Source organism: Uliginosibacterium sp. H1 (assembly GCF_036017065.1).
Lineage (GTDB): Bacteria > Pseudomonadota > Gammaproteobacteria > Burkholderiales > Rhodocyclaceae > Uliginosibacterium.
Genome location: NZ_JAYXHR010000002.1, coordinates 990275 through 1012291, shown reverse-complemented (window position 1 = coordinate 1012291; position 22017 = coordinate 990275). Strand labels below are relative to the sequence as shown.

The 22017-nt window shown below is 67.4% G+C and carries 17 protein-coding genes; 3 read left to right on the top strand and 14 right to left on the bottom strand.

The genetic code is table 11. The features are described 5' to 3' along the window. Both prmC and VVD47_RS14190 read right to left on the bottom strand, forming a co-directional pair. Complete coding sequence (gene prmC / locus VVD47_RS14195) at positions 1–852, bottom strand: peptide chain release factor N(5)-glutamine methyltransferase (RefSeq protein ID WP_327604137.1); 852 nt, start codon at positions 850–852, stop codon at positions 1–3. Continuing rightward, on the bottom strand, positions 853–1350 hold the full coding sequence (locus VVD47_RS14190; protein ID WP_327604136.1) for a heme-degrading domain-containing protein: 498 nt from the start codon (positions 1348–1350) through the stop codon (positions 853–855). It lies immediately after the preceding gene. A 175-nt stretch (positions 1351–1525) separates the two neighbouring features. On the opposite strand from VVD47_RS14190, the gene VVD47_RS14185 reads away from it, so the two are divergent. Next, entirely contained in the window at positions 1526–2464 is a 939-nt protein-coding gene (locus tag VVD47_RS14185) for a GAF domain-containing protein (protein ID WP_327604135.1), read from the top strand. Between the two features lie 22 nt (positions 2465–2486). After that, a complete protein-coding gene (locus tag VVD47_RS14180) occupies positions 2487–3035 on the top strand; it encodes a GrpB family protein (protein ID WP_327604134.1) in 549 nt (182 codons plus the stop codon). On the opposite strand, the gene VVD47_RS14175 is transcribed toward VVD47_RS14180, so the two are convergent. From VVD47_RS14175 to VVD47_RS14145, 7 genes are all read right to left on the bottom strand, one after another. Further along, positions 3032–3853, bottom strand: coding sequence for a DUF2971 domain-containing protein (locus VVD47_RS14175; RefSeq protein WP_327604133.1), 822 nt, complete (start codon positions 3851–3853; stop codon positions 3032–3034). The two genes, VVD47_RS14180 and VVD47_RS14175, sit on opposite strands and share 4 nt — an antisense overlap. Positions 3854–4036: 183 nt before the next feature. Then, positions 4037–4597, bottom strand: a complete 561-nt coding sequence (locus tag VVD47_RS14170) for a polysaccharide lyase (RefSeq protein ID WP_327604132.1) — start codon at positions 4595–4597, stop codon at positions 4037–4039. 2 nt (positions 4598–4599) lie between these two features. After that, positions 4600–5196, bottom strand: coding sequence for a cellulose binding domain-containing protein (locus tag VVD47_RS14165; RefSeq protein WP_327604131.1), 597 nt, complete (start codon positions 5194–5196; stop codon positions 4600–4602). Positions 5197–5430: 234 nt separating this feature from the next. Beyond that, a complete protein-coding gene (locus VVD47_RS14160; protein ID WP_327604130.1) occupies positions 5431–7185 on the bottom strand; it encodes a transglycosylase domain-containing protein in 1755 nt (584 codons plus the stop codon). 94 nt (positions 7186–7279) lie between these two features. Continuing rightward, positions 7280–8524 carry a multifunctional CCA addition/repair protein gene (locus VVD47_RS14155; protein ID WP_327604129.1) on the bottom strand — a complete coding sequence of 415 codons (1245 nt, stop codon included), beginning with the start codon at positions 8522–8524 and terminating at the stop codon, positions 7280–7282. Further along, positions 8521–10851: an AsmA family protein gene (locus tag VVD47_RS14150; protein ID WP_327604128.1), complete on the bottom strand. Its 2331-nt coding sequence runs from the start codon at positions 10849–10851 to the stop codon at positions 8521–8523. Before VVD47_RS14150 ends, VVD47_RS14155 begins: the two co-directional genes overlap by 4 nt. 132 nt (positions 10852–10983) lie before the next feature. Beyond that, positions 10984–11364, bottom strand: a complete 381-nt coding sequence (locus VVD47_RS14145) for a hypothetical protein (RefSeq protein WP_327604127.1) — start codon at positions 11362–11364, stop codon at positions 10984–10986. 156 nt (positions 11365–11520) lie between these two features. Here VVD47_RS14145 and VVD47_RS14140 point away from each other — a divergent pair, with 156 nt between their 5' ends. Continuing rightward, the gene (locus VVD47_RS14140) at positions 11521–12018 is read left to right on the top strand and encodes a hypothetical protein (protein WP_327604126.1); all 498 of its coding nucleotides are present in this window, start codon (positions 11521–11523) and stop codon (positions 12016–12018) included. Between the two features lie 586 nt (positions 12019–12604). Here VVD47_RS14140 and VVD47_RS14135 read toward each other — a convergent pair. The 5 genes from VVD47_RS14135 to VVD47_RS14115 form a co-directional block, all read right to left on the bottom strand. After that, a complete protein-coding gene (locus VVD47_RS14135) occupies positions 12605–13579 on the bottom strand; it encodes an MAE_28990/MAE_18760 family HEPN-like nuclease (RefSeq protein WP_327604125.1) in 975 nt (324 codons plus the stop codon). Between the two features lie 3 nt (positions 13580–13582). Then, entirely contained in the window at positions 13583–14764 is a 1182-nt protein-coding gene (locus VVD47_RS14130; RefSeq protein ID WP_327604124.1) for a DUF262 domain-containing protein, read from the bottom strand. Positions 14765–15367: 603 nt separating this feature from the next. Then, on the bottom strand, positions 15368–16855 hold the full coding sequence (locus VVD47_RS14125; RefSeq protein WP_327604123.1) for an efflux transporter outer membrane subunit: 1488 nt from the start codon (positions 16853–16855) through the stop codon (positions 15368–15370). Between the two features lie 231 nt (positions 16856–17086). Continuing rightward, positions 17087–20266: an efflux RND transporter permease subunit gene (locus tag VVD47_RS14120; protein WP_327604122.1), complete on the bottom strand. Its 3180-nt coding sequence runs from the start codon at positions 20264–20266 to the stop codon at positions 17087–17089. Positions 20267–20529: 263 nt separating this feature from the next. Beyond that, the gene (locus VVD47_RS14115; protein WP_327604121.1) at positions 20530–21813 is read right to left on the bottom strand and encodes an efflux RND transporter periplasmic adaptor subunit; all 1284 of its coding nucleotides are present in this window, start codon (positions 21811–21813) and stop codon (positions 20530–20532) included. Between the last annotated feature and the right edge of the window lie 204 nt (positions 21814–22017).

The window sequence follows — 22017 nt, the reverse complement described above, 5'->3', positions numbered from 1 at the left end:
TCAGGCAGGTCGCCGGCCCGGCAAGCGCCCACCGCTCACCCGCTCGATGCCGGGGAGGTCGCGCCAGGACTGCACTTCATCGAAGCCGCGTGCGGCCAGCAGGCTGCGCACGGCGGCAGCCTGGTCGTAGCCGTGCTCCATCAGCAGCCAGCCAGCGGTGTGCAGGTGGTCCGGCGCGGCAGCGACGATCTGGCGGATATCGTCCAGCCCGTCGGCGCCCGCCGCCAGCGCGGTCGCCGGCTCGAAGCGCAGGTCGCCCTGCGCCAGGTGCGGGTCGGCCGCCGCGATGTAGGGCGGATTGCTGGCGACCAGGTGGAAACGCTCGCCGGCCAGCGGCGCGAACCAGCTGCCCTCGCGAGTGGTGAGGCGCGCGCCCAGCGTCTGCGCGTTGCGCGCCGCCACGGCCAGCGCGGCGGGCGAGAAGTCGGTCGCCCACACCTCCGCGTCGGCGCGCTCCAGCGCCAGCGTCACCGCGATGGCGCCGCTGCCGGTGCCGAGGTCCGCGATGCGGGGCGCGGCGACCGCCTGCAGGCAGGCCAGCGCGGTGTCCACCAGCACCTCGGTGTCCGGCCGCGGGATCAGCGTGGCCGGCGACAGCGCGAAGCGGCGGCCGTAGAACTCGCGCCAGCCGAGGATGTAGGCCACCGGTTCGCCGGCCTCGCGACGCGCCAGCCATGCGGCATAACGCGCGGCGTGCTCCACCGGCAGGACGCGCTCGGCATAGGCGGCGATGGTGACGTCGCTGACACCCGCTGCCTCGCGCAGCAGGATGCGGGCGTCCGTACGGGCCACCCGCCCCTGCGCCAGCGCGAGCGCCTCGGCAATCGTTGCCGGCGCAGGGAACACAGACACTCAGTGGTCCAGCGCGATGCTGGCGAGGTCGGCCTTGAGGTAGTCGGCCAGGGCGATGACCAGCAGGTTGTGGTCGTCGCGCGCCGGCAGGCCGGACACCGACACGGTGCCGATCACGGCCCCGCTGCCCAGCAGGCGGATCGGGAAGCTGCCGCCGACGGCAACGTATTCCGACGGCGTGGAGCCGGTGCGCGCCTCCAGCGTGGTGCCGGCCTTCTCGGTCTCGATGCCGACGAGGTAGGAGCTCTTGTGGAAGCGCATCACGGTGTTGCGCTTGCGGCGTATCCAGTCGGCATTGCCGGGATTGGTGCCGGCCATCGCGTAGAAGAACAGCGGCGCACCGGCCAGGGTGATGTCGATGGCAACCGCCACGCCGCGCGCCTCGGCCTTGGCCTTCACCAGGCTGCCCAGTTCCCAGGCGACAGTGGTGTTGAAGCGCTCGAACTGCAGGGTCTTCTCCTGCAAGGCAACGCGGCTGATTTCTTCTTCAAGGGTCATGGCTGCAACTCCAGAGAAACAATGGATACCCGGGATACGACAACGATGCTTGGAGCCGTTCCGGGCCGCGCGTAGGATGCGCGATGGCGCCTGCCAGAGCAAGGCCGGAGCGGATGACCCCGCTGCTCCGGGATCCCTGCCGGAGCGCCTGACCGTCGCAGCGCTTCGCCCTGTCATGAAGACTTTCATCCGCGTCATCGAAATCTGGTTGCCCTCACGCGACCGCACGCAACTGGAGCTGTCGGCCGGCCTCTACGGCCGCCTCGATGCCTTCCGCGAATTCAGCGCCGGCCTGCGCTTCGGCTACGACGAAGGCCTGGCCGGGCGTGCCTGGGCCGCCCGCCACCCGATGATCCTGAGGGACCTGGACCAACCCTGGTTCGGCCGCGGCGACGCCGCGCGCGAAGCCGGCCTCACCTGCGGCGTGGCCGTGCCGGTGTTCGCAGGCGACTACCTGCTGGCCGTGCTGTGCTTCTTCTGCGGCGACAGCGAGGCGCACATCGGCGCCATCGAGCTGTGGCACAACGACGCCGAGGAAGGCCCCGACCTCAGCCTCGTCGAAGGCTACTTCGGCACCGCCGACTCCTTCGCGTGGATCGCCCGCCACACAAAATTCCGCTGCGGCTTCGGCATCCCTGGCGCGGTCTGGCACAGCAACATGCCGCTGATCATGGAAGACTTGGGCAGCACGCCCGGCTTCCTGCGCAGCGAGATCGCCCGCTACAACGGCATCGACCACGGCCTCGGCATCCCCTTCATGGATGATCCCGGCCATACCTACGTCATGACGCTGCTGTCGGCTGCCTCGTCGCCGATCGCGCGGCGCTTCGAGATCTGGGTGCCCACCGCGACACGCGACGCGCTGGTGTTCCAGGCCGGCCGCTGCGACAGCACGCCGGATCTCGCACTGGACTACGACGGCGTACAGCTCAAGCGGGGCGAAGCCCTGCCCGGCCAGGTGTGGATGAGCGGCCTGCCGGCACTGAGCGAGGACATCGCTGCCAGCGACACCGTGGTGGGCCGCTCGGCCGCGCAGGCGAAGCTGGCCCAGGCCGTCGCCCTGCCGGTCAACAGCAACGGCCGCCTGCGCGCGGTGGTGGCCTGGTACTTCTGAGCGCGGCCAGCGCCTTTCCGTCATGCGATCGAGCCCCATCGTGGTTGTGGCCTACGACCCGGCATGGCCAGCGTTGTTCGAACAGCTGTGCGCCGGCCTCTGGCCGGCACTGCGCGACCTCGCATCGGCGATCGAGCACGTCGGCAGCACCTCGGTTCCGGGGCTCGCAGCGAAGCCGGTCATCGACATGGACATCGTCGTGCCGGGGCCTGCAGCGATGGCGCAAGTGATCGAGCGACTCGGCCACCTGGGCTACCAGCACCGCGGCAACCTGGGCATCGACGGCCGCGAGGCCTTCCAGCATCCACCCGGGCTGCCGGCCCATCACCTGTACGCCTGCGTGGTCGATGGCGTGGCACTCGCCAACCACCTGGCCGTGCGCGACTACCTGCGCGCGCATCCGGCGACTGCCGAAAGGTACGGCCGCCTGAAGATGCAACTGGCCGATGCTTTCCCGCACGACATCGATGCCTATGTTGCGGGCAAGACGGACATGCTCCTGGACATCCTGCGGGAAAGCGGCTTCCCGACGTCGCAGCTCGACGAGATAGCGCAGGCCAACCGGCTTTAACGATACGTGGCGGAAGATCGTCTGATCTCGGGCACCTCGTAGCCGTTCAGGTGCAAGGCGAGCGCCACCTCATCTTCATCGATCTCGCATTTCGGGCCAAGCCAGATTTCGCCGAACACGTCGCGTCGATCGCGCAACAGGGGATACTCGACGAAGGTGATGATCCTGCCGCGTGCGGCCCGCTGCCGGAGCGGGTAGTTGAACTGCGGCATGTCATCGACCAGCTCGTAAGCCCGGCCCGCGTGCAATGGCAGCACCAGTCTGTGTTCAGCCTCCTCGTCGAAGGCTGGATTCTTGAAGAGCGCGTTCAGGTGCGCCAGCATGCGACCGTTGATGTCGGGCAGCAGGAACGCCTTGGGCATCAAGCGGTATCGCTTGTCGGGCGGATCGATCCACCGCCGGATCTGCCTGATCTGTTCATCACGGTCGTAGATCACTTTGCCCAGCCACGTGTCCGCCAGTACCGACGGAGGAACATCCCGTGGCCCCTCCGCTCTCTCCACCACATCGCGATTGATCCCCATCGCCACGCCGCGACCATCGTTGCCGTAGGCACGCCACTGGCTGAGCACATCCGGCTGGTCCGACATGGAGAACAGCAGCAATTCCGCCTTGGCCCGGTGGTAGCACGCCGAAATTTCGGCCTTCTCCTCTTCGTCCAGTTCGCTCGATGCGGATAGCGCCTCCTGCAGCAGATCGTCCACCCACTTTCCCTCGTGGGTATCGTTCATCGAGGTGTGCCCGCTCAGCCAGAGCGACCTGGATTGCACGATGCCCAGGAAAGCCTCGACGCTGGTGTAGTGGTAGAGGATCGACATGCTGCGGGCCCCGGAGACAAGTCCGTGCAGATTGCCTCCCGGGAACGGCCAAGGCAATCACGTGCCCGAACGGGATAGGCCGGTTGGCCCGCCTGCCCTCGTTCCACCACAAGCCCGATGAAAAGCCCGGCACTGGCCGGGCTTTTTTCCGTACTGCATCGACTGTCTGCGCAGTTTTCGTCGTCACATCCCCGGCGCGGCCCGCACGCGCAGCCCCGGCGTCACCACCAGGTTGTCGAAGCGTGCATACACCGTCTTGCTGGGCGACCAGGTGGCGTCGCCAGCCTTGTTGGTGCCACCGAAGAAGGTGCTGAACATGATGTTCGATACTTCCGACGCGGTGGTGCCGACGGCGCGGAATTTCACGCCGCTCTGCTCTGCCGCCAGTGCGCCGTTGATGTACAGGCGAACGATGCCGTCGGACGTGCTGGCGGTGCTGTTCACCTTCACGTACACCGTGACCGCCTGGTAGCTGCCGACCACGAACTTGCGGTTGCTGGCGGTGCGGTCGCCGCACACACCGGGCGCACGGCCCTGGCGGTAGACGTAGGTCTCGTTGTCCGCGTCGGCCCGCCACATGATGCGCGCGCTCCACTTGTCGGTGCCCGGGCTCTGGCTGCAGCCGCTGTCATGCACGGTGGCGGCCAGGCCCGGCAGCTTGCCGCCGCGCACCCACTCCCAGCCGTTCTCGAACATCAGGTCGTAGCTGAACGAGTACTCCTTGCCGGAGGGGATCGGCACCATGCTCACTTGCCGGACAGGCTCTCGAATGTCTCCGAGTACACCGGGGCGCCGCTGGAGGAACCGCCGGAGGACGAGCTGCTGCTGGACGAGGAGCTGGAAGAACTCGACGAGGAGGAGCTGGAACTGCTCGACGAGGATGACGACGAAGACGACGAGGAGCTGGACGAGGACGAACTGGAGCTGCTGCTCGACGATGAACCGCCGCCCACCGGCTGGCCATTCACGAGGAAGCTGCAGGCCTGCCCGTTGATGCTGCAGCCGGCGAGGCCGGCGGCGTTGAAGCTGCCGTTGGCGGTGAAGCCGAAACTCTTGTTGTCGCCGACCGCGATGCTGCCGTTGTGGCTGGCATTGACGAAGGTGTAGGGGTCACTGCCGCTGTAGGTGCTGCTGTAGGAACTCTTGACCGTGGTGCCGAGGCGGAAGCTCAGGCTCCAGCCGTTGATGGCCGCGCCACTGTCGTTGGTGATGAACACGTCGGTCGTGTAGCTGCCGGACGACGAGCTCTTCAGGCGGAAGTCCACGGTGACGGCGTGGGCGGAGGCGGAAGCCAGCAGGCCGGCGATGGCCAGGGCGTGCATGCTGCGACGAAACACCTTCATTGTTGTTTCTCCTGTTGTTCTGGCGGGATCGGCGTGGCCCCCTGCCACTGCCGCTTCCCGGGGCATGCATGCCTGGCGTGGCTGCCTGCCCGTGAACTCAAGGTAATCGCTTAACAATACTTATGAAATAATTGAAAGTCCTTATATTGAGAAAAATGACACATTCGGCAAATTCGTTTTGTCGTCGTACAGTAAATCGTTTTCTTTCCGAACCTGTACGGTTGCCGGCGTTCGTCAGGGTCGCGGCATAGGCCCGGCCTGGGACAGCCGGGGTGTCCGCGAGGCGGACGTGCGCCCCGCTGCGGCCGGTGCGCCCGGCAGGCTGTTGGCGGGCTCCGTGCCGCGCAGGAACCACTCGCGGCGCGGCGTCTCCACCGGCGGCTCGAAGTACACCAGCCGCCCCACCACGCCAGCGGGCACGGCGCGCGGCCGGCCCCCTTCGCCCCCCTCGCCCTCCGTGGCCGCCAGCATGTCCAGCACACCCGCCTCCGGCGCCGGCCGCATCCCGCCCGACGGCGCTACCGCCAGGGCCACCACGTAGCGGGCATTGGCGGCCAGCAGCAAGGCCGGCTCGCCCGGTCGCGCCGGGCCCATCCGCCACACCAGCGGCCAGCCGGGACGCGACAGCGGCTGCAGCATGTCGGCCACGATGAAACTGGCGTCGGAATCCAGCACCGTGCGTGGCGCGGGCGGCACCTCGCCCTGCTGCCAGCGCGGCGGCAGGTAGTGGCGGCCGTCATGGAGCGCGCGCCAGGCGGCCGCGAGTTGCAGCAGGCCGGCCTGCAGGGGCTGTTCGCCGCCATCCGACAGGCTCATCAGCTCGAAACCCAGTGCCTCCAGCCGGTGGCTGGCGGACGCCGGGCCGAGCTCGTGCCAGACCTGCAGCAGCACCGAACTGCGCCCCTGCGCCAGGGCGGTACGCAGGCTGGCCTGCGGCGGGCCGCCGTCGGCCAGGTCGTCGAGCAGGCTGGCAGCGGTGAGGCGGCGTTGCGCCAGCGCCTCGGCGGCCAGGTAGGGCCAGGCCGCGTCGCCCAAGGAGTAGCGCTGTGCGTAGCCTTCCGGCGTGGTGCTGCTCCAGGCCCGCACCTCGCCGCTGGCGGTGTCCAGCACCACGGCGGCGGCCGACTGGCCGATGCGTGCCACGGCCTCCTGCAGTTCGCCTTGCAGCTCCGCATCCAGCGTCGTGCGCAGGCGCTGGCCGGGTTGCGTCAGGACGGCCTGCGCAAGGGTGGAACGCGCCGCTGCCGGCAGGGGGCGCAGGCGCTCGCGGCATAGCCGCAGGATGGGCTCGCAGAGATCGCCGCTGCCCAGCGACTCGGCGAGCCGGCAGGCCCGCCGCGCCACGACCTCCGGCGCCGCATTGGGGCCGCGCAGCAGGGCCGCGAGGATCACCGCCTCCTTGCGGGTCAGCGCGTGGGCCGGCAGGTCGAAGATCAGCTCGCTGGCCGCCGCCAGGCCCTCGATGCGCCCGCGGAAGGGTGCGAGGTTCACATAGGCTTCGAGGATCTGCGGCTTGCTCCAGCGCTGTTCGAGCTGGCGCGCCGCCACCGACTGGTCCCACTTCTGCGAATAGCTGCGACGTGCATTGGCCGGCAGGCGCAGCGCGGGGTCGAGCAGGCCGGCGAGCTGCATGGTGAGCGTGGAGGCGCCGCGTGCATTGCGATGCCACAGGTTGTGCCAGGCCGCCCCGACGATGGCGCGCCAGTCCACGCCGGCATGCTCGAAGAAGCGGCGATCCTCGGCGACCAGCAGGGCCTCGCGCATGGCGGGCGCCAGTTCGCGCAGGGTGATCCAGTCCAGCCGCTGCGACTGGCCGGCAAACTGGCGCAGCGTCAGCAGCTCGCCCTGGCGGTCGCGCAGCAGCGCGACGCTGGGCAGATGGGTGGTACGCACCAGCTCGAAAGGCGGCAGGCTGTCGGCGGCCTGGGCCACCGGCCCGCCCCAGCCCAGCACGCAGGCCAGGCAGGCCTGCAGGACCAGCGCCAGCAAGCGGCCGCGGATTGCGGAGCTTGCCGGCGGTGCTGGAGTCGCCGGAAGTGCGGGGACTTCCGCTATTGCCAGAGGTGCCACGGTGCCGCCCAACTCAGTCCTCGTCGCCCTGCTGCTCCGGCTTCAGCACCTGCTTGACGGCCGCGACGCGCGCCTCGTGCACGCGTTGCGGAATCCTCGCCTTGTCGGTCTGCGCACGGGCAATGGCACCGGCATCCACGCTGGCGAATGCGGCCGCCACGCCGCGCAGGAAATCCGCCTGCGGGTAGGGGCGTTCCTCGAAGCCGGTGCGCCCCTGCGCGTCGCAGGCACAGGCCGCCAGCAACTGTTCGAAACGCGCCGGCTTGCGCAGCACATCGCAACGCTCCAGCAGCTTGACCAGCGTCACCGCACGCAGGCTCATGGCGCTATGCACCAGCCCGTGTTCGCGCGCATCCAGCACGGCGAGTTCGCGGCATTCCACGGGGATGCGCAGGCGTTCGCACACTGCTTCCACCAGCGCGACGCCCCGACCTTCATGGCCGTAGTGATGCGGCAGGATGTCGGCCGGCGTGATGCCCTTGCCCAGGTCGTGCAGCAGCGCCGCCACCCGCACCGGCAGGGGTTCGTCACGCTGCGCGGCGCGATCGATCACCAGCAGCAGGTGCGCACCGGTGTCGCCTTCCGGATGGTGCTGCAAGGGTTGCGGCACGCCGAACAGCGCGTCGATTTCCGGCAGGATGCGCACGAGTGCGCCGCAATCGCGCAGCACCTCGATCATGCGCGAGGGCCGCTGCGCCATCAGGCCGCGCGACAGCTCCTGCCACACGCGCTCGGCGACGAGGTGATCCACCTCGCCGTTGGCCACCATCTCGCGCATCAGCGCCAGCGTCTCCGGCGCCACCGTGAAGTCCGGGAAGCGTGCCGCGAAACGGGCGACGCGCAGGATGCGCACCGGGTCCTCCACGAAGGCCGGGCTGACGTGGCGGAACACGCGCGCCTCGACGTCGCGCTGGCCGCCGTAGGGATCGACGATGTTGCCATCGTCATCCTGCGCCATCGCGTTGATGGTGAGGTCGCGACGCGCGAGGTCTTCCTCCAGCGTCACGTCGGCACTGGTGTGGAACACGAAGCCGGCGTAGCCCGGCGCCGTCTTGCGCTCGGTGCGTGCCAGCGCGTGTTCCTCCTGCGTCTGCGGGTGCAGGAACACCGGGAAGTCGCGGCCGACCGGGCGGTAGCCGGCTGCCACCATGTCGTCCGGCGTGGCGCCCACCACCACCCAGTCGTGGTCCTCCACCGGCAGGCCGAGCAGGCGGTCGCGCACCGCGCCGCCAACCACGTAGGCCTTGAAACCGCTCACGGCGTCGCCTCCGCCGGGGCCGCGGCAGGAAGGGGGGCCGCAGCCGGTGCCTTCGCAGCCAGCGGCGCGCTGCCCGCGGGTGCCGGCCGGGCGGCGGGCCGGGTCGCCACCCGTGGCGGCGGTGCACTCAGCGTGAGGCGCACGTCCGGCCGCTCGATGCGGCCCTTCAGTTGCAGCGGCAGCACCTTGCCGCGCAGCTCGCCGAGGTCGTGCGCGGACGACCGCGGACCGGGCGAACCGATGCTCGCGCGCAGGTTCAGGTCCAGGGTGTCGTCGGCCGGGTTCAGTTCTCCGCCACCGCTGAGGTTCAACCAGGGGTTGCTGGCGCTGAAGCCCTGCAACTTGCCGCGCCCGCCCTGCAGGCTGACGACACCCTGCGCCTGCATCAGTACCGTGCGCTCGCCATCGACCGGCGTGCGCGCAGCGTCGCGCTTGTCCTTCACGTCGTCGCGGAACTCGCGCAGGCTCTGCGCCATGTCCACGCCACGCCAGGCGGCCTCCTTCAGGCTGAAGCGCAGGTTGCCGGCTGCCTGCGTCCAGTCGCCCGGCGCCGCGGCCAGGTCGGCCTGCAGGGCGAGCAGTCCTTCCAGCGGGAAGGCGCTGCCGCTGTCCGCCAGCAGCGGCGCCAGTTGCACGTCCCTGGCCGCCGCGCGCCATTGCAGCTTGCCGTCCGGCTGCACCACCGCGTTGCCAGCCAGTTGGCCACCGTACAGCGACATCGTGTGCGGCCCCAGTTCAAGGCGGCTGTCGGCCAGCCTGGCGGCGGACTGCAGCTCGTCGATGCGCAGGCCGCGCACGCGCAGTTCGCGCAGCCGCAGCTTGCCGTCCAGCACGGCGGCATTCGCCGGCAACCAGGCGGCCGCATCGGGCTGCGCCGCGGCCGGCGCGGTGGTGCCTGCGGCACGCGCCGAGGCGCTGCCGGCCAGCAGGCGATCCATGTCCAGCCGCGCACTGTCCAGGCTGAAACTGCCGACCAGCGGGCTGAGGCTGGTGAGGCGGGTCTGCAAGGCGATGCGGTCCTCGCCGAAACGCGCCTCCAGCTGCCCGCCCGCCGCCGGTACGGCTGCCAATGCCGCCATTGCCGCAGCCGCCGCCTTGCTGCCCTTGGCCGGCGGAGGCGGCGCGGCCAGCACCATGTCGTAGTTCCAGAACGCCTCACCGCTCAGCTCCGCGCGCGCATTCGCCTGGTTGAGCGCCGGGTGGATCAGCATCAGCTCGCCGGCGATGGGCCACAGGCGGGCGCGCCCCTGCCCGTACTCGATGTTCAGCGGCGCCTGCAGGCGGCCCTGGTAGCCGACGTCGGCCACGCGGCTGCGCCATTCCACCTGCAAAGGCTCGCCGCGCAGCAGGCCGCCGCCGGTGCTGACCCAGGGCGCGAGGCGTGCGAGCTTGACGGTGTACTGGCTGTCCTCGCGCGCCGCACGCAGGGCCAGCGTGCCCTCCAGCTTTTCCAGCGTCGGCCCGGCGGTGCTCCAGCTGAGCTTCGGCAGCGCTATGCGGAAATCCGCGCTGCGCGTGCCCAGCGCGCCGCGCAGGCTGCCGCGCGCGTTGGCCAGGTCACCGGTGTCCCCCTGCGCCTGCCAGGCCAGGCTGTCCAGCGACAGCAGCCCCTCGGCACCTTCCAGCCCCAGCACCTGGCCGGTGATGCGTAGCGACACGGCCGTGCTGCGCGCCTCGCTCAGCGCATTGCCGAACTGGTAGCCGGCGCTGATCTGCAGTTGCGCCTGGGTCGCGCTGCTCTCCTCGAACACCTGCCCGCTGGCATTGATACGGCCGCCACTGCCGGGCAGCAGGGCATCGGTGAGCAAACGCAGGTCACCGAACTCGATCTGCCGCTTGCTGGCCTCGTCGCGCAGCACGATGCGGCCGCGCGCCACGCGCACGCGCTCCAGCCCCCAGCCGAGCGGCGCATCCGTGGTGTCCAGCAGATCCTTGAAGTTCCAGTCCCCGGCAGCCTGCCGGCGCAGGCGCAGCTCCAGCCCTTCCAGGTTGGCGCCGACGATGCTGTGCTGCTCGCTGAGCGGCGGCCACAGCGCGATGGGGAAACGCGCCGACTGCACCGCGGCGAAGACGTCCTCCCGGCCCGGCTCGGACAGCGACATGCGCCCGGTGACCAGCGCCGGCCGCGGCCAGATGGACAGCCGCACCGGCCCGTCCAGCCGCAGCGTGCGCTGGTAGTGCGTGCGCACATGCTCGACCAAGTCGGTACGCAGCTTGCGGCCGTCGAAGCCGGCCCACAGCACCAGGATCACTGCCGCAAAGGTCGTGACCACCCCACCCGACAGGAAGCCGAGGGCGCGGATGAAGCTGGACATGCGCGTGGACACGGGAAGAAAAACTCCGCAAAGAGCGCCGCAAAACGGGCGGGTGATGATACCGCAGGGGTCGGGGCGCCCTTTCCGGCGCCGGTCGGACGACGGGTGGGCTCAAGTCCCGCGCATCCGCGCCTCCCCCGCCGCTCAGGCCAGCGCGACCAGCAGGCTGGACAGCAGCATCACCGCAACGACCGGCAGCCATAGCGCCCGCTCGCGGCGACTGCGCGTCGCGGCATTGGCCAGCACACCCAGCCCGCAGTACGCGACCACGCCCCACGCCAGAGGGCGCCGGGCAAGCCAGCTATCGTCGAAGGCCAGCCCGGCGCGGGCCAGCACGATGGCGGCAAACAGCAGGATCAGCACCGCCGACCCGGCCGCGATGGCACGACCGACCGGCGGCAGCCGCCCATGCCAGCGGCCGCCCAGCGTCAGCTCGCCCCAGGGCGCGCCAGCCACCAGGGCGACCTGGAAAGCGAAGCCCGCGAGCGCGAGCACGGAGAAAACGGAGGCAGCGAGGCTGGACATGGTGGAGGGCGACACACGGCGACGGCACGACGCACCGCAGGGCCGCCGATGGTAGCGCGCTCGTCGCGGCGCCACGCTGCGCGCCGCACGCCCGCGCCACAATCACGCGTCCTGCGCATGCCCAGCTGCATCAGCCATCAACAAGGAGGCCGCACCATGCAAGTCCGCATCCCGAAGCCGCACCAGCCCCGCAGCGCCCGCGCGGGCCTCGGCGTCCTGCTGCTCACCTTGCTGGCCGCCTGCAGCGACGACGGCAACTTCGTCCCGCCCAGCGGCACGCCCGGCCCCAACGCCCACCCCAACTTCCCCAGCTATGCAGCGCAACGCGACCAGGCCATCGACCGCCTGGCCAACGCACCGGTGGCCGAGCGTGACGCGTACTGCCAGACCTACTGCAAGGAAGTGATGGGCTGGCAACCGCCGCTGTTCCAGCGCTCCTCCATCACCGACTTCTTCCAGACGCCGGAGAAGACCGACCTGCGCTGCGACTACGCCGAGACGAACAGCGACATCCGTGGCTCGGAGCAGCACCTCGGCTCGTGGATCCACGCGGAGTGCAGCAAGCGCGGTGCCCGCAATTGCTACTGGAGCATCAACTACGGCAAGCCACATGGTGGGCGGGTGGCCTGCGTGAGGCCGGTGTTCGCACCGTGAAGCCGGGACGGCAGCGACGGGCTGCCGGCTTCCTGGCGGATCGATCACATACCCACTGTTGCATCGTCATTCCCGCGTAGTGGGTTTCGCAGGCATTCCGGCGAATGCCGGAAGCTCGCAAAGCGGGAATCCAGCGACTTTGATTTGTGTTGCGGCGTTGTCTACCGGCTCACGCCGTAGGGTGGCGGTTCATCGTGAGGCTGTGCCGGGACTCGCCCCGGCGGGCGAGGTTCTTTCTTTGTGCGGACAAAGAAAGAACCCAAAGAGAACCGCCCCGCTTCCGCCGCCACGCTTCGCGTGGTTCCCTGCGCTGCGCGCCATGACGAGCGGCTGCGGAACTCGCCCTAGCTAGGCTCGGTGCTCAGACATCCTCGCCGTCGCGCTACGCGCGATCCCTCGTCACGGCTGTGCTGCTCGGCGGCTGTAGAGGGGACTTGAGGCCGTGCTGATTTGTGCAGCCGTGCTCTCGGCAAACATCCGGCGCATTACGCTTCGCTAAGGCGCCCCACTGCTGAGCACACTAGTGCAAACACCCCAGAGTTCGGCCTGCGCAGGCCGCCGTAGCAGGTCGACTCCCTCAACTCTGTTAGGCGTCAACGTAGAGTTCAACGTTTCTCCTTGGATTGGAGGTGCATTGCAGTCCCACCTCGAACGCTTGGCCGTCCGCCGTTACCTGATCTACTTCTTGACCAAGAACCTGCATCGACAGTATCGCGTCGGATCGGTACTGGTTGGATGACACCATATGTATCGACAATCCGCGGGCAAGTACCGAACCGGAGTCGAGTTGAACAATGAACGCGTTTGCTCTCGCAAAGACTTCTGTCACCACGCCCACCTTCTTGGATTTGCCGGCTTTGACGCGATGCTCCAGAAGGCATTTAGCAAGGTACTCGGCTAAAGCAGCTATTAACGCGGAGATTAGGTCGCAGTAGCGCTCAAGATTGTCGCGGCCTTCGAGTGTCTGCAGAGTTCCGTGCGCAGCATCGTTGCGCAATTGGACGAAGCCGCCAAGCTCCGCATCGAGTTGTTCAGCAACCGCGCTTTTCTCCTCATACAGCGCAACAACACGGTCATTGCTGCTCAGCCAACCACGCAGGTCGCGGAGGTCAAGTCGAGAAACCAGATTCTCGACTATATTAAGTCGGAGGTTGTGGTCATGGCGCGTTAGTGCCTCAGTGACGAATCGATACTTGGGCGCATTTGAGATTGCCTCGTGATACCAGAGAATGATGTTCTCATGCGTCAAATGGCTGTAGCGCTCGCCGTCTATTTTTCCGAGTATGTGGGAGATACCAAACCGATATTCCTTCTTCAGTCCTTCAGATAGGCTGGAGTACGGAAGTAACTCAGGAATTGCGTCGAGGAAATCAGATAGTAGCGACTCAACAAAGTGCTCGTAGATTGCATACAGACGAGTGACGCAAGAAGCTACGGCATAGATCTTTATGGAGCCTCTGCGCTCAGACGGTTGAGCTTTCAGAATCTCTTCGTGACTGCCAATGAGTAAGCGAGCAACGTCAATCTGACCGAGAGCGTTAGCTTGAAGTCCACCAAACATGGATCATTCCTCAAGCGCCGTCCGGAAGAGTGTCCGAAATAGGCTGATGCGATTCTCTAGGTCACCTTTAGTGCTCGCCCGGCCAGTAATCGCTGATACACCTTCCTTTTGGATGAGATCGACAGTCCTAGCGAGGATGATCTCTCGCTTTGCCTGCAGCTTCTCGGAATGATCAATAAACTCGGAAAGAGGCACCATGACCGCGTCATACATTCCCTTAACGGGCTTGTCGGACCACTTACCGGCCTCGTAGACGCGAAAAACATGGTTGCCAAATATCTCGTGCGCGCAAGCAAGCGTGCGCTCAAAGAGCGGCTTGAGTACGGCCAAATCTTCTTCGTCGAAGACCTTACTTCGTACCATATACAGGTCAAGGAACCCTTGGATTCCATACTTATAGTGCGCCATGTGCCGAAGGGCGAAGAAGCGGAGTACTACTTCAATGTCTTCCATCGTCTTAAAAAAAGACGACCGGAAGATGGGCAAGCGATGGTTCGTTAGCTCCTCCTCGACGAAGGGAGGAAGACCCCATATCTCGCGAAACAGGGTACCGCGGGCTAGTTCATAGAGCATCTCATTGAAGGGGCCATGGCTGAGCGAATTTCTGATCTCCTGCCGCTCCAGCTTGATTCCGCCGGTATTGAGACGCTCGAACACAAGTTGCCTTAGGAGTATCGCCTCCTCTTCGTCGGGCGCTGACTCTTTGAGCAGAACGATAGATGAGATAGATCGACGATCGAGGCCAGCACGGATCTTGTTCGGCAACTCGGTGTAGGTCAGACCATTTAACTCGGGCCAGAGGTCGAGACCTTTAAGCTTGAAGCGATTCTTATAAAAATCGGAGACTGCTGTGATTCGCTGCTGACCGTCCATCACTTCATACGAGTTATAAGCCCTTTCGTATAGAAATATTGGGGGCACGGGAATGTTGATAATGAAGGACTCGATGAGTTTAGATTGCCGCTCATCATCCCACCGTGATCGGCGTTGATAGAACGGTCGTACCTCCATGTACTCATTTCGAGCAAGCGCCTCGACGAAGTTCGGAAGCTTCTCTCTGTTCATCTCGGTCACGATGCGTTGCTCGCCACGCTCGTACTTCTCGTTGATCTGAGTGACGCTCGGTGACCCCATTCGATCTTTGGGTGGGATGGCCCACATGGTCGCTTCGGATTTTGAGTACATGAAGTACCTGAGTCGCAAGGTGAAATAGGATACAAGGGTACAACAGCGTGCGCTCTCGACGCCTGACACGTGAGGATCGACACAGGGCGGGGGCCACAAAGGGCGTTCAGTGCAGCTTGTGGGCGAAGTGGCAGAAGCGTAGCGATGAGGTGGCGCAATCTAGTCGCGTGTTGCCTCGCGGCGCAAGTTCCCACTCTGCAGACGCCGAGCAGCACAGCCGTGACGAGGGATCGCGCGTAGCGCGACGGCGAGGATGTCTGAGCGCGATGCGCGAGTTCCGCAGCCGCTCGTCATGGCGCGCAGCGCAGGGGACCACGCGAAGCGTGGCGGCGGAAGCGGGGCGGCTTTCTTTGGGTACTTTCTTTGTCCGCACAAAGAAAGTACCTCGCCCGCCGGGGCGAACTCCCGGCTCGGCGTGTTTATGAACCACTGTCCTGCGGCGTGAGCCGGTAGAACATAAAAGACGCAAACCAAAGTCACTGGATTCCCGCGTTCGCGGGAATGACGGTGCTTAAGTCGGAGCAAAATCCGCCCCACCAAAAAAACGGCGCCCGCAGGCGCCGAAGGAACACACCGAAGGAGGCACTACGGTGTGAGGCTGACTCAGTGCTTGCCTTCCGCGGCAGCAAGACGCGCGGGGAGACGCATGGGCGCGGAGGCATCCGCCACCACCGGCGCATCCCAACCACCACCAAGAGCGCGCACCAGTGCGACGGCAGCACGTGCGCGCTCGCCGTCCAGCAACACGGCGACACGCTGGTGGGTCAGCACGCTGCGGTCGGACTCGATGACGTCGAGGTAGCTCACCGAGCCTTCGCGGTACTGCACCTGCGAGAGTTGCGCGGCGCGGGCGGCGGCGGTGACGGCCTGGTCCTGGGTGCGAGTCTGCTCGGCGAGGATGCGCAGGCCGGCGAGGTTGTCCTCGACTTCACGGAAGGCGTTGAGCACGGTCTGGCGGTAGCTCGCTACGTCCTCCTCGTAGGCGGCGCGGCTGCGGTCCAGGCTGGCCTGGCGGCGGCCGCCGTCGAAGATGGGCAGCGACAGGATGGTGCCGGCGATGGGGCCGAGCAGGAAGCTGCGGCTGGACCAGTTGAAGAGGTCGCCGAGATCGTTGGACTCGAAGCCGGCGGCGCCGGTCAGCGTGAGGTTGGGGAAGAAGGCGGCGCGCGCGACGCCGATGCGGGCGTTGGCGGCGGCCATCGCGCGTTCGGCGGCGGCGATGTCGGGGCGGCGCTCCAGCAGCGCGGACGGCAGGCCGGCGGGAATGGCGACGGCGTCGGCCACCGCGAGGCGCGTCAGCGGATCGGGCGCCAGCGCGAACTCGGCGGGTGCCTTGCCCAGCAGCAGGGCCAGTGCGTGCTCGGCATTGGCGCGGCGGCGGGCGACACCTTGCGACTGCGATTGCGCGGCGGCGAGTTCGGTGCGGGCGCGGGCGACGTCCAGCTCGCCGATGTCGCCGGCATCGAAGCGCTTCTGCACCAGGCGTAGCGCGTCCTCACGCAACGTGACGGTGCGGGTCAGCAGCGCCTGCTCGGCATCCAGCTCTCGGATCAGAAAGTATGCCTGCGCCACGTCGGCCTGCAGCGCGAGCTGCACGGAGCGGAACAGCGCTTCGTTCTGCGCGGCGGTGGCCTGGGCGGCGTCTACCGAGGAGGCGACGCGGCCGAACAGGTCCACCTCGTAGGACACGCCGGCCTGGGCGCGCCACACGGTGGTGATCGGCGTGTCGGCGTCCGCCGGCAGGCCCTGCGACGCGGGTGACGGCTTCTGCCGCGTGGGGCCGAAGCCGACACCGACCTGCGGCATCTGCTCGGAACGCGCGGTTCGCGTCAGCGTGCGGGACTGGACGAGGCGCGCGGTGGCGGCCTTGAGGTCCTGGTTGGCCTCGGCGGCCTGCGCCTGCAGGGCGTCCAGCGTGGCGTCGCCGAACAGCTTCCACCATTCGCCGCGCGCCTGGGCTTCGGCGGGTGTCGCGGTCTTCCACTGTGTGTTGTCGACAGCGGCCTCCTTGAAGGCGGCCGGCGTCGACACGGCGGGGCGCTCGTACGTCGGCGCCAGCGAGCAGCCGGCGAGGATGAGGGCAGTGGCCATCGCGGTGAGGAGGTGGGGCCAGCGCTTCGTGGCACGACCTGTCGCGCCGTCGTTGCTGCCCTTCGACCGCTTCGCTCCCTTCGACAGGCTCAGGGAACGAAGCTCGGGCGTGGCGCGGGAACCCTCTCGCGTTGCGTCAAGGGAATCCAGCGACACTGGATTCCCGCCTTCGCGGGAATGACGGAGTTGGAATAAGTTGCGTACATCAGTCATGTTCATGGTCCTTCGATTTCAGTGCTGCGGCTGCGCCACCAGGGGCGCGGCGTGCGGGCGGGCGGTGTGCAGCGCGTGCGCGCCGCTCAGGGTGCGCAGCACCACGTAGAACACCGGCGTGAGGAACAGGCCGAAGAGGGTCACGCCCAGCATGCCGAAGAACACGGCCACGCCCATGGCATAACGCATCTCGGCGCCCGGACCGAAAGACAGCAACAGCGGCACCACGCCCATGATGAAAGCGATGGAGGTCATCAGGATGGGGCGCAGGCGCAGGCGGCTGGCGTCGATGGCGGCCTGCAGCGGCGTGGCGCCCTGCAGTTCCAGCTCGCGGGCGAACTCCACGATGAGGATGGCGTTCTTCGCCGACAGCCCCACCAGCACCATCAGGCCGATCTGCGTGAAGATGTTGTTGTCGCCACCGGTCATCCACACGCCGGTGAGGGCGGCGAGGATGCTCATCGGAACGATCATGATCACCGCCAGCGGCAGGGTGAGGCTTTCGTACTGCGCGGCCAGCACCAGGAACACCAGCAGCACGCTGATCGGGAAGACCCACATGCCTGCGTTGCCGGCGAGGATCTTCTGGTAGGTCAGGTCGGTCCATTCGAACTTGATGCCGCGCGGCAGCGTCTTGGCCGCCACACGTTCCGCCGCCTGCTGTGCCTGGTCGGACGAGAAGCCGGGCGCCGGGCCGCCGTTGATGTCGGCGGCGGTGTAACCGTTGTAGCGCACCACCATCTCCGGGCCGTAGGTGGGGCTCACCTTCACCAGCGAGGACAGCGGCACCATGTCGCCATCGCGGTTGCGCGTCTTCAGTTGCAGGATGTCCTCGGCGCGTGCGCGGTACTGCGCGTCGGCCTGGGCGCGCACCTGGTACACGCGGCCGAAGCGGTTGAAGTCGTTCACGTACAGCGAGCCGAGGTAGATCTGCATGGTGTCGAACACGTCGGTCACCGGCACACCGAGCTGCTTGGCCTTCACGCGGTCGAGGTCCACGTTCAGCTGCGGCACGTTGATCTGGTAGCTGGAGAAGGTCGGCCCCAGTTCCGGCGTCTTCGCCGCCTCCGCCACGAAGGCCTTGGTCGCCTTGTCGAGTTCGGCATAGCCCAGCGCGCCGCGGTCCTCGATCTGCATCTTGAAGCCACCCAGCGTGCCGAGGCCCATCACCGGCGGCGGCGGAAACACGGCGGTGAAGGCGTCCTGGATGCCGGCGAACTTCTGGTTCAGCGCGGCCGCGATGGCGTCGGCCGACAGGTCCTTGCGCTCCGAGTGCGGCTTCAGCGTAGCGAACACGATGCCCGCGCTGGAGCTGTTGGTGAAGCCGTTGATCGACAGGCCCGGGAAGGACACCGCGGCCTCCACGCCGGGCTGCGCCATGGCGATCTCGCCCATGCGGCGGATGACCGCCTCGGTCCGGTCCAGCGAAGCACCGTTGGGCAACTGCGCGAAGCTGATGAGGTACTGCTTGTCCTGCGCCGGTACGAAGCCGCCGGGCACCAGGTAGTAGATACCGGCAGTCAGCGCGAGCAGCACCGCATACACGCCCATCGACGCCGCCTTGCGCTGGATGGCACCGCTGACGCCGCGACCATAGCTGTCGGAGGCGCGGTTGAAGAAGCGGTTGAAGGCGGCGAAGAAGCGGCCGAACACAGTGTTCATCACGCGTGTCAGCGCATCCGGTTTCTCGTCATGGCCCTTCAGCAGCAGCGCGGACAAGGCCGGCGACAGCGTCAGCGAGTTGAAGGCGGAGATCACCGTGGAAATCGCGATGGTGACCGCGAACTGCTTGTAGAACTGGCCGGTCAGGCCGGTCATGAAGGCCAGCGGTACGAACACCGCGACGAGGGTCAGCGCGATGGCGATGATCGGCCCGCTGACCTCCTGCATCGCCCGGTAGGTCGCCTCGCGCGGCGACAGACCAGCGGCGATGTTGCGCTCCACGTTCTCCACCACGACGATGGCGTCATCCACCACGATGCCGATGGCCAGCACCATGCCGAACAGCGAGAGCGCGTTGATGGAATAGCCGAAGGCCAGCAGCAGCGAGAAGGTGCCGATGATGGACACCGGCACCGCCAGCAGCGGGATGATGGACGCGCGCCAGGTCTGCAGGAACACGATGACCACGATGACCACCAGGGCCACCGCCTCCAGCAGCGTCGTCACCACGGCCTTGATGCTGGCGCGCACGAACTGCGTGGGGTCGTAGACGATGCGCTGCTCCACCGAGGGCGGGAAATCCTTCTCCAGCTCGGCCATCACCGCGCGCACGTCGTCGGAGATCTGCAGCGCGTTGGCACCCGGCGACTGCATGATGCCGATGCCGATGGCCGGCTTGTTGTCGAGCAGCGAGCGCAGGCCGTACTCGGAAGCGTCCAGCTCCACGCGCGCCACGTCGGACAGGCGCGTCACGCCACCGTCGGCGGAGGTCTTCAGGATGATGTCGCCGAACTCTTCCTCGGTCTGCAGGCGGCCCTGCGCGTTGACGGAGAGCTGCAGCGGCACGTCGGACAGCGTCGGCGACGCGCCGATGACGCCGGCCGCAACCTGCACGTTCTGCTCGCGGATGGCCGCCACCACGTCGCTGGCGGTGAGGCCGCGTTGCGCCACCTTCTGCGGGTCCAGCCACACGCGCATGGCATAGTTTCCGCCGCCCCACATCACCACCTCGCCCACGCCGGGAATGCGCGCGAGGCGATCCTTCACGTTGATGAGCGAGTAGTTGCGCAGGTAGGTCAGGTCGTAGCGGTCGTCCGGCGACAGCAGGTGCACCACCATGGTCAGCGTCGGCGAGCTCTTGGTCGTCGTCACGCCCAGGCGCTGCACGTCTTCCGGCAAACGCGGCATGGCCTGCGCCACGCGGTTCTGCACCAGTTGCTGCGCCTTGTCCGGGTCCATGCCCAGGTTGAAGTGCACCGTCACCGCGAGGTTGCCGTCGCTGTTGGCCTGCGACTGCATGTACAGCATGTTCTCCACGCCGTTGATGGATTCCTCCAGCGGCGAGGCTACCGTCTCGGCGATGACCTTGGGGTTGGCGCCCGGGTACTGCGCGCGCACCACCACGGAGGGCGGCACCACTTCCGGGTACTCGGACACCGGCAGGTTGAACATGGCCAGCAAGCCGGCCAGCAGGATGATCACCGACAACACACCCGCGAAGATCGGGCGGTCGATGAAGAATTTCGAGATGTTCATGGGAGGCCCCTTGTTGTTCTGGCGGGCGGCCGGTGAATGCCTATGGCATTCCAGGCGGACACACCCTCGCCGTCATTCCCGCGAAAGCGGGAATCCAGCGTCGTGCTTTTTGATTTCAGTACGTGCCCGCGCCCTGCCCCGCCAGTGCCGTCCTGCTCAGGAAGAGCGCGTGGCGCGGCTTCGCCGTGACGGGAATCCAGTGTCGTTACGCTTCCAACGTCACTGGATTCCCGCTTTCGCGGGAATGACGGTGCGAGAGAGGTTCAGGTCTTGGTGGTGTCGCGCTTTACCGCGCCGGACTTGGTCGCCGGCGGCGGCGCGGCGTTGCCCGCCATCGGCACCACCTGCGGCGCGACCACGTCACCCGGCCGCGTGCGCTGCAGACCGTTCACCACGATGCGCTCGCCCGGCTTCAGGCCGCTGTCGACGATGCGCAGGCCGTCCTGCGCGGCGCCCAGCTTCACTTCGCGGTAGGCGGTGCGGTTGTCCTGCGCCACCACCAGCACGAAGCGCTTGTCCTGGTCGGTGCCGACGGCCTTCTCGTCGATCAGGACCGCGTCACGCTGGCTGCTGCCACCGAGCCGCACCCGTGCATACAGGCCGGGCAGCAGCAGGCCGTCCGGGTTGGCGAACTCGGCACGCACGCGGATGGTGCCGGACGAGGTGTCGAGGCGGTTGTCCACCGAACTGACGCGGCCCTCGCGCGGAAAGCCGTCCTCGTTGGCCAGCCCCATGAACACCGGCACCGGCGCAGCCTTGCCGGCGCGTGCGGCGTTGATGTGCTTCAGGAAGCTCTGCTCATCCACGTCGAAGGACGCGTACATCTTCGACACCGACACCAGCGTGGTGAGCGGCTGCGACTGCGCGCCCGCGGCCACCACGTTGCCCACCGTCACCTCGGCGCGCGACACCTGGCCGGCGACCGGCGCGGTGATGCGGGTGTAGGCGAGGTTCAGGCGCGCCGTTTCCACCGCGGCGCGGGCGGCCTGCAGGTTGGCCTGGGCTTCGCGCGCGGCGTTGTCCTTGCTGTCATGGTCGCGTCGCGCAATCGCGTTGTCGGCCAGCAGGCGCTGGCTGCGCGCGAGGTCGGACGCGGTGTAGGCGACGCGCGCCTCGGCCGCTGCGACGTTGGCCTGGGCGCGGTCCAGCTCGGCCTCGAAGGGGCGCGGGTCGATGGTGAACAGCACATCACCCTTGCGCACCAGGCTGCCGTCGCGGAAGTGCACCGCGGTCAACGTGCCGGATACCAGCGGGCGGATCTCCACGCGATCCACCGCCTCGATGCGGCCGGAGTAGCTCTGCCAGTCGGTGATCTGCCGGTTGAGCACGGCGGCGACTTCCACCGGCGTGGCCTGCGGCGTGGCGGGCGTCTGCGCCTCGGCTTCATGCACCTGGAACAGACCACCGGCCGCCGCCAAGGCGATGACGCCGGCGATGGTGGCGGCCAGTCCGAGGCGGGTCTTCAGCAGGGGACGGCGGGCAAGGCCGGGATCGGCCGGGCGACCGATGGGGTCGGGAGTAGGCAACTGGGGAGTGGGCGACGGCATGTTCGGCTCCGGGGGGTTCGTTCTGTGGGGCTCCCAGCGGCACCTTCCGTGGGAGCGATTCTTCTGGCGGCGGATTTGTGCACTGCGATCCGCGACGGATTGAATCTTGGTTGAACGGCCACGCGGAATAAACATCGTAAATTGAACAACACTATTCGCCCCTGTCGAACAATCGGCGTATAGTCGGCCGCACACGCCGTTCCG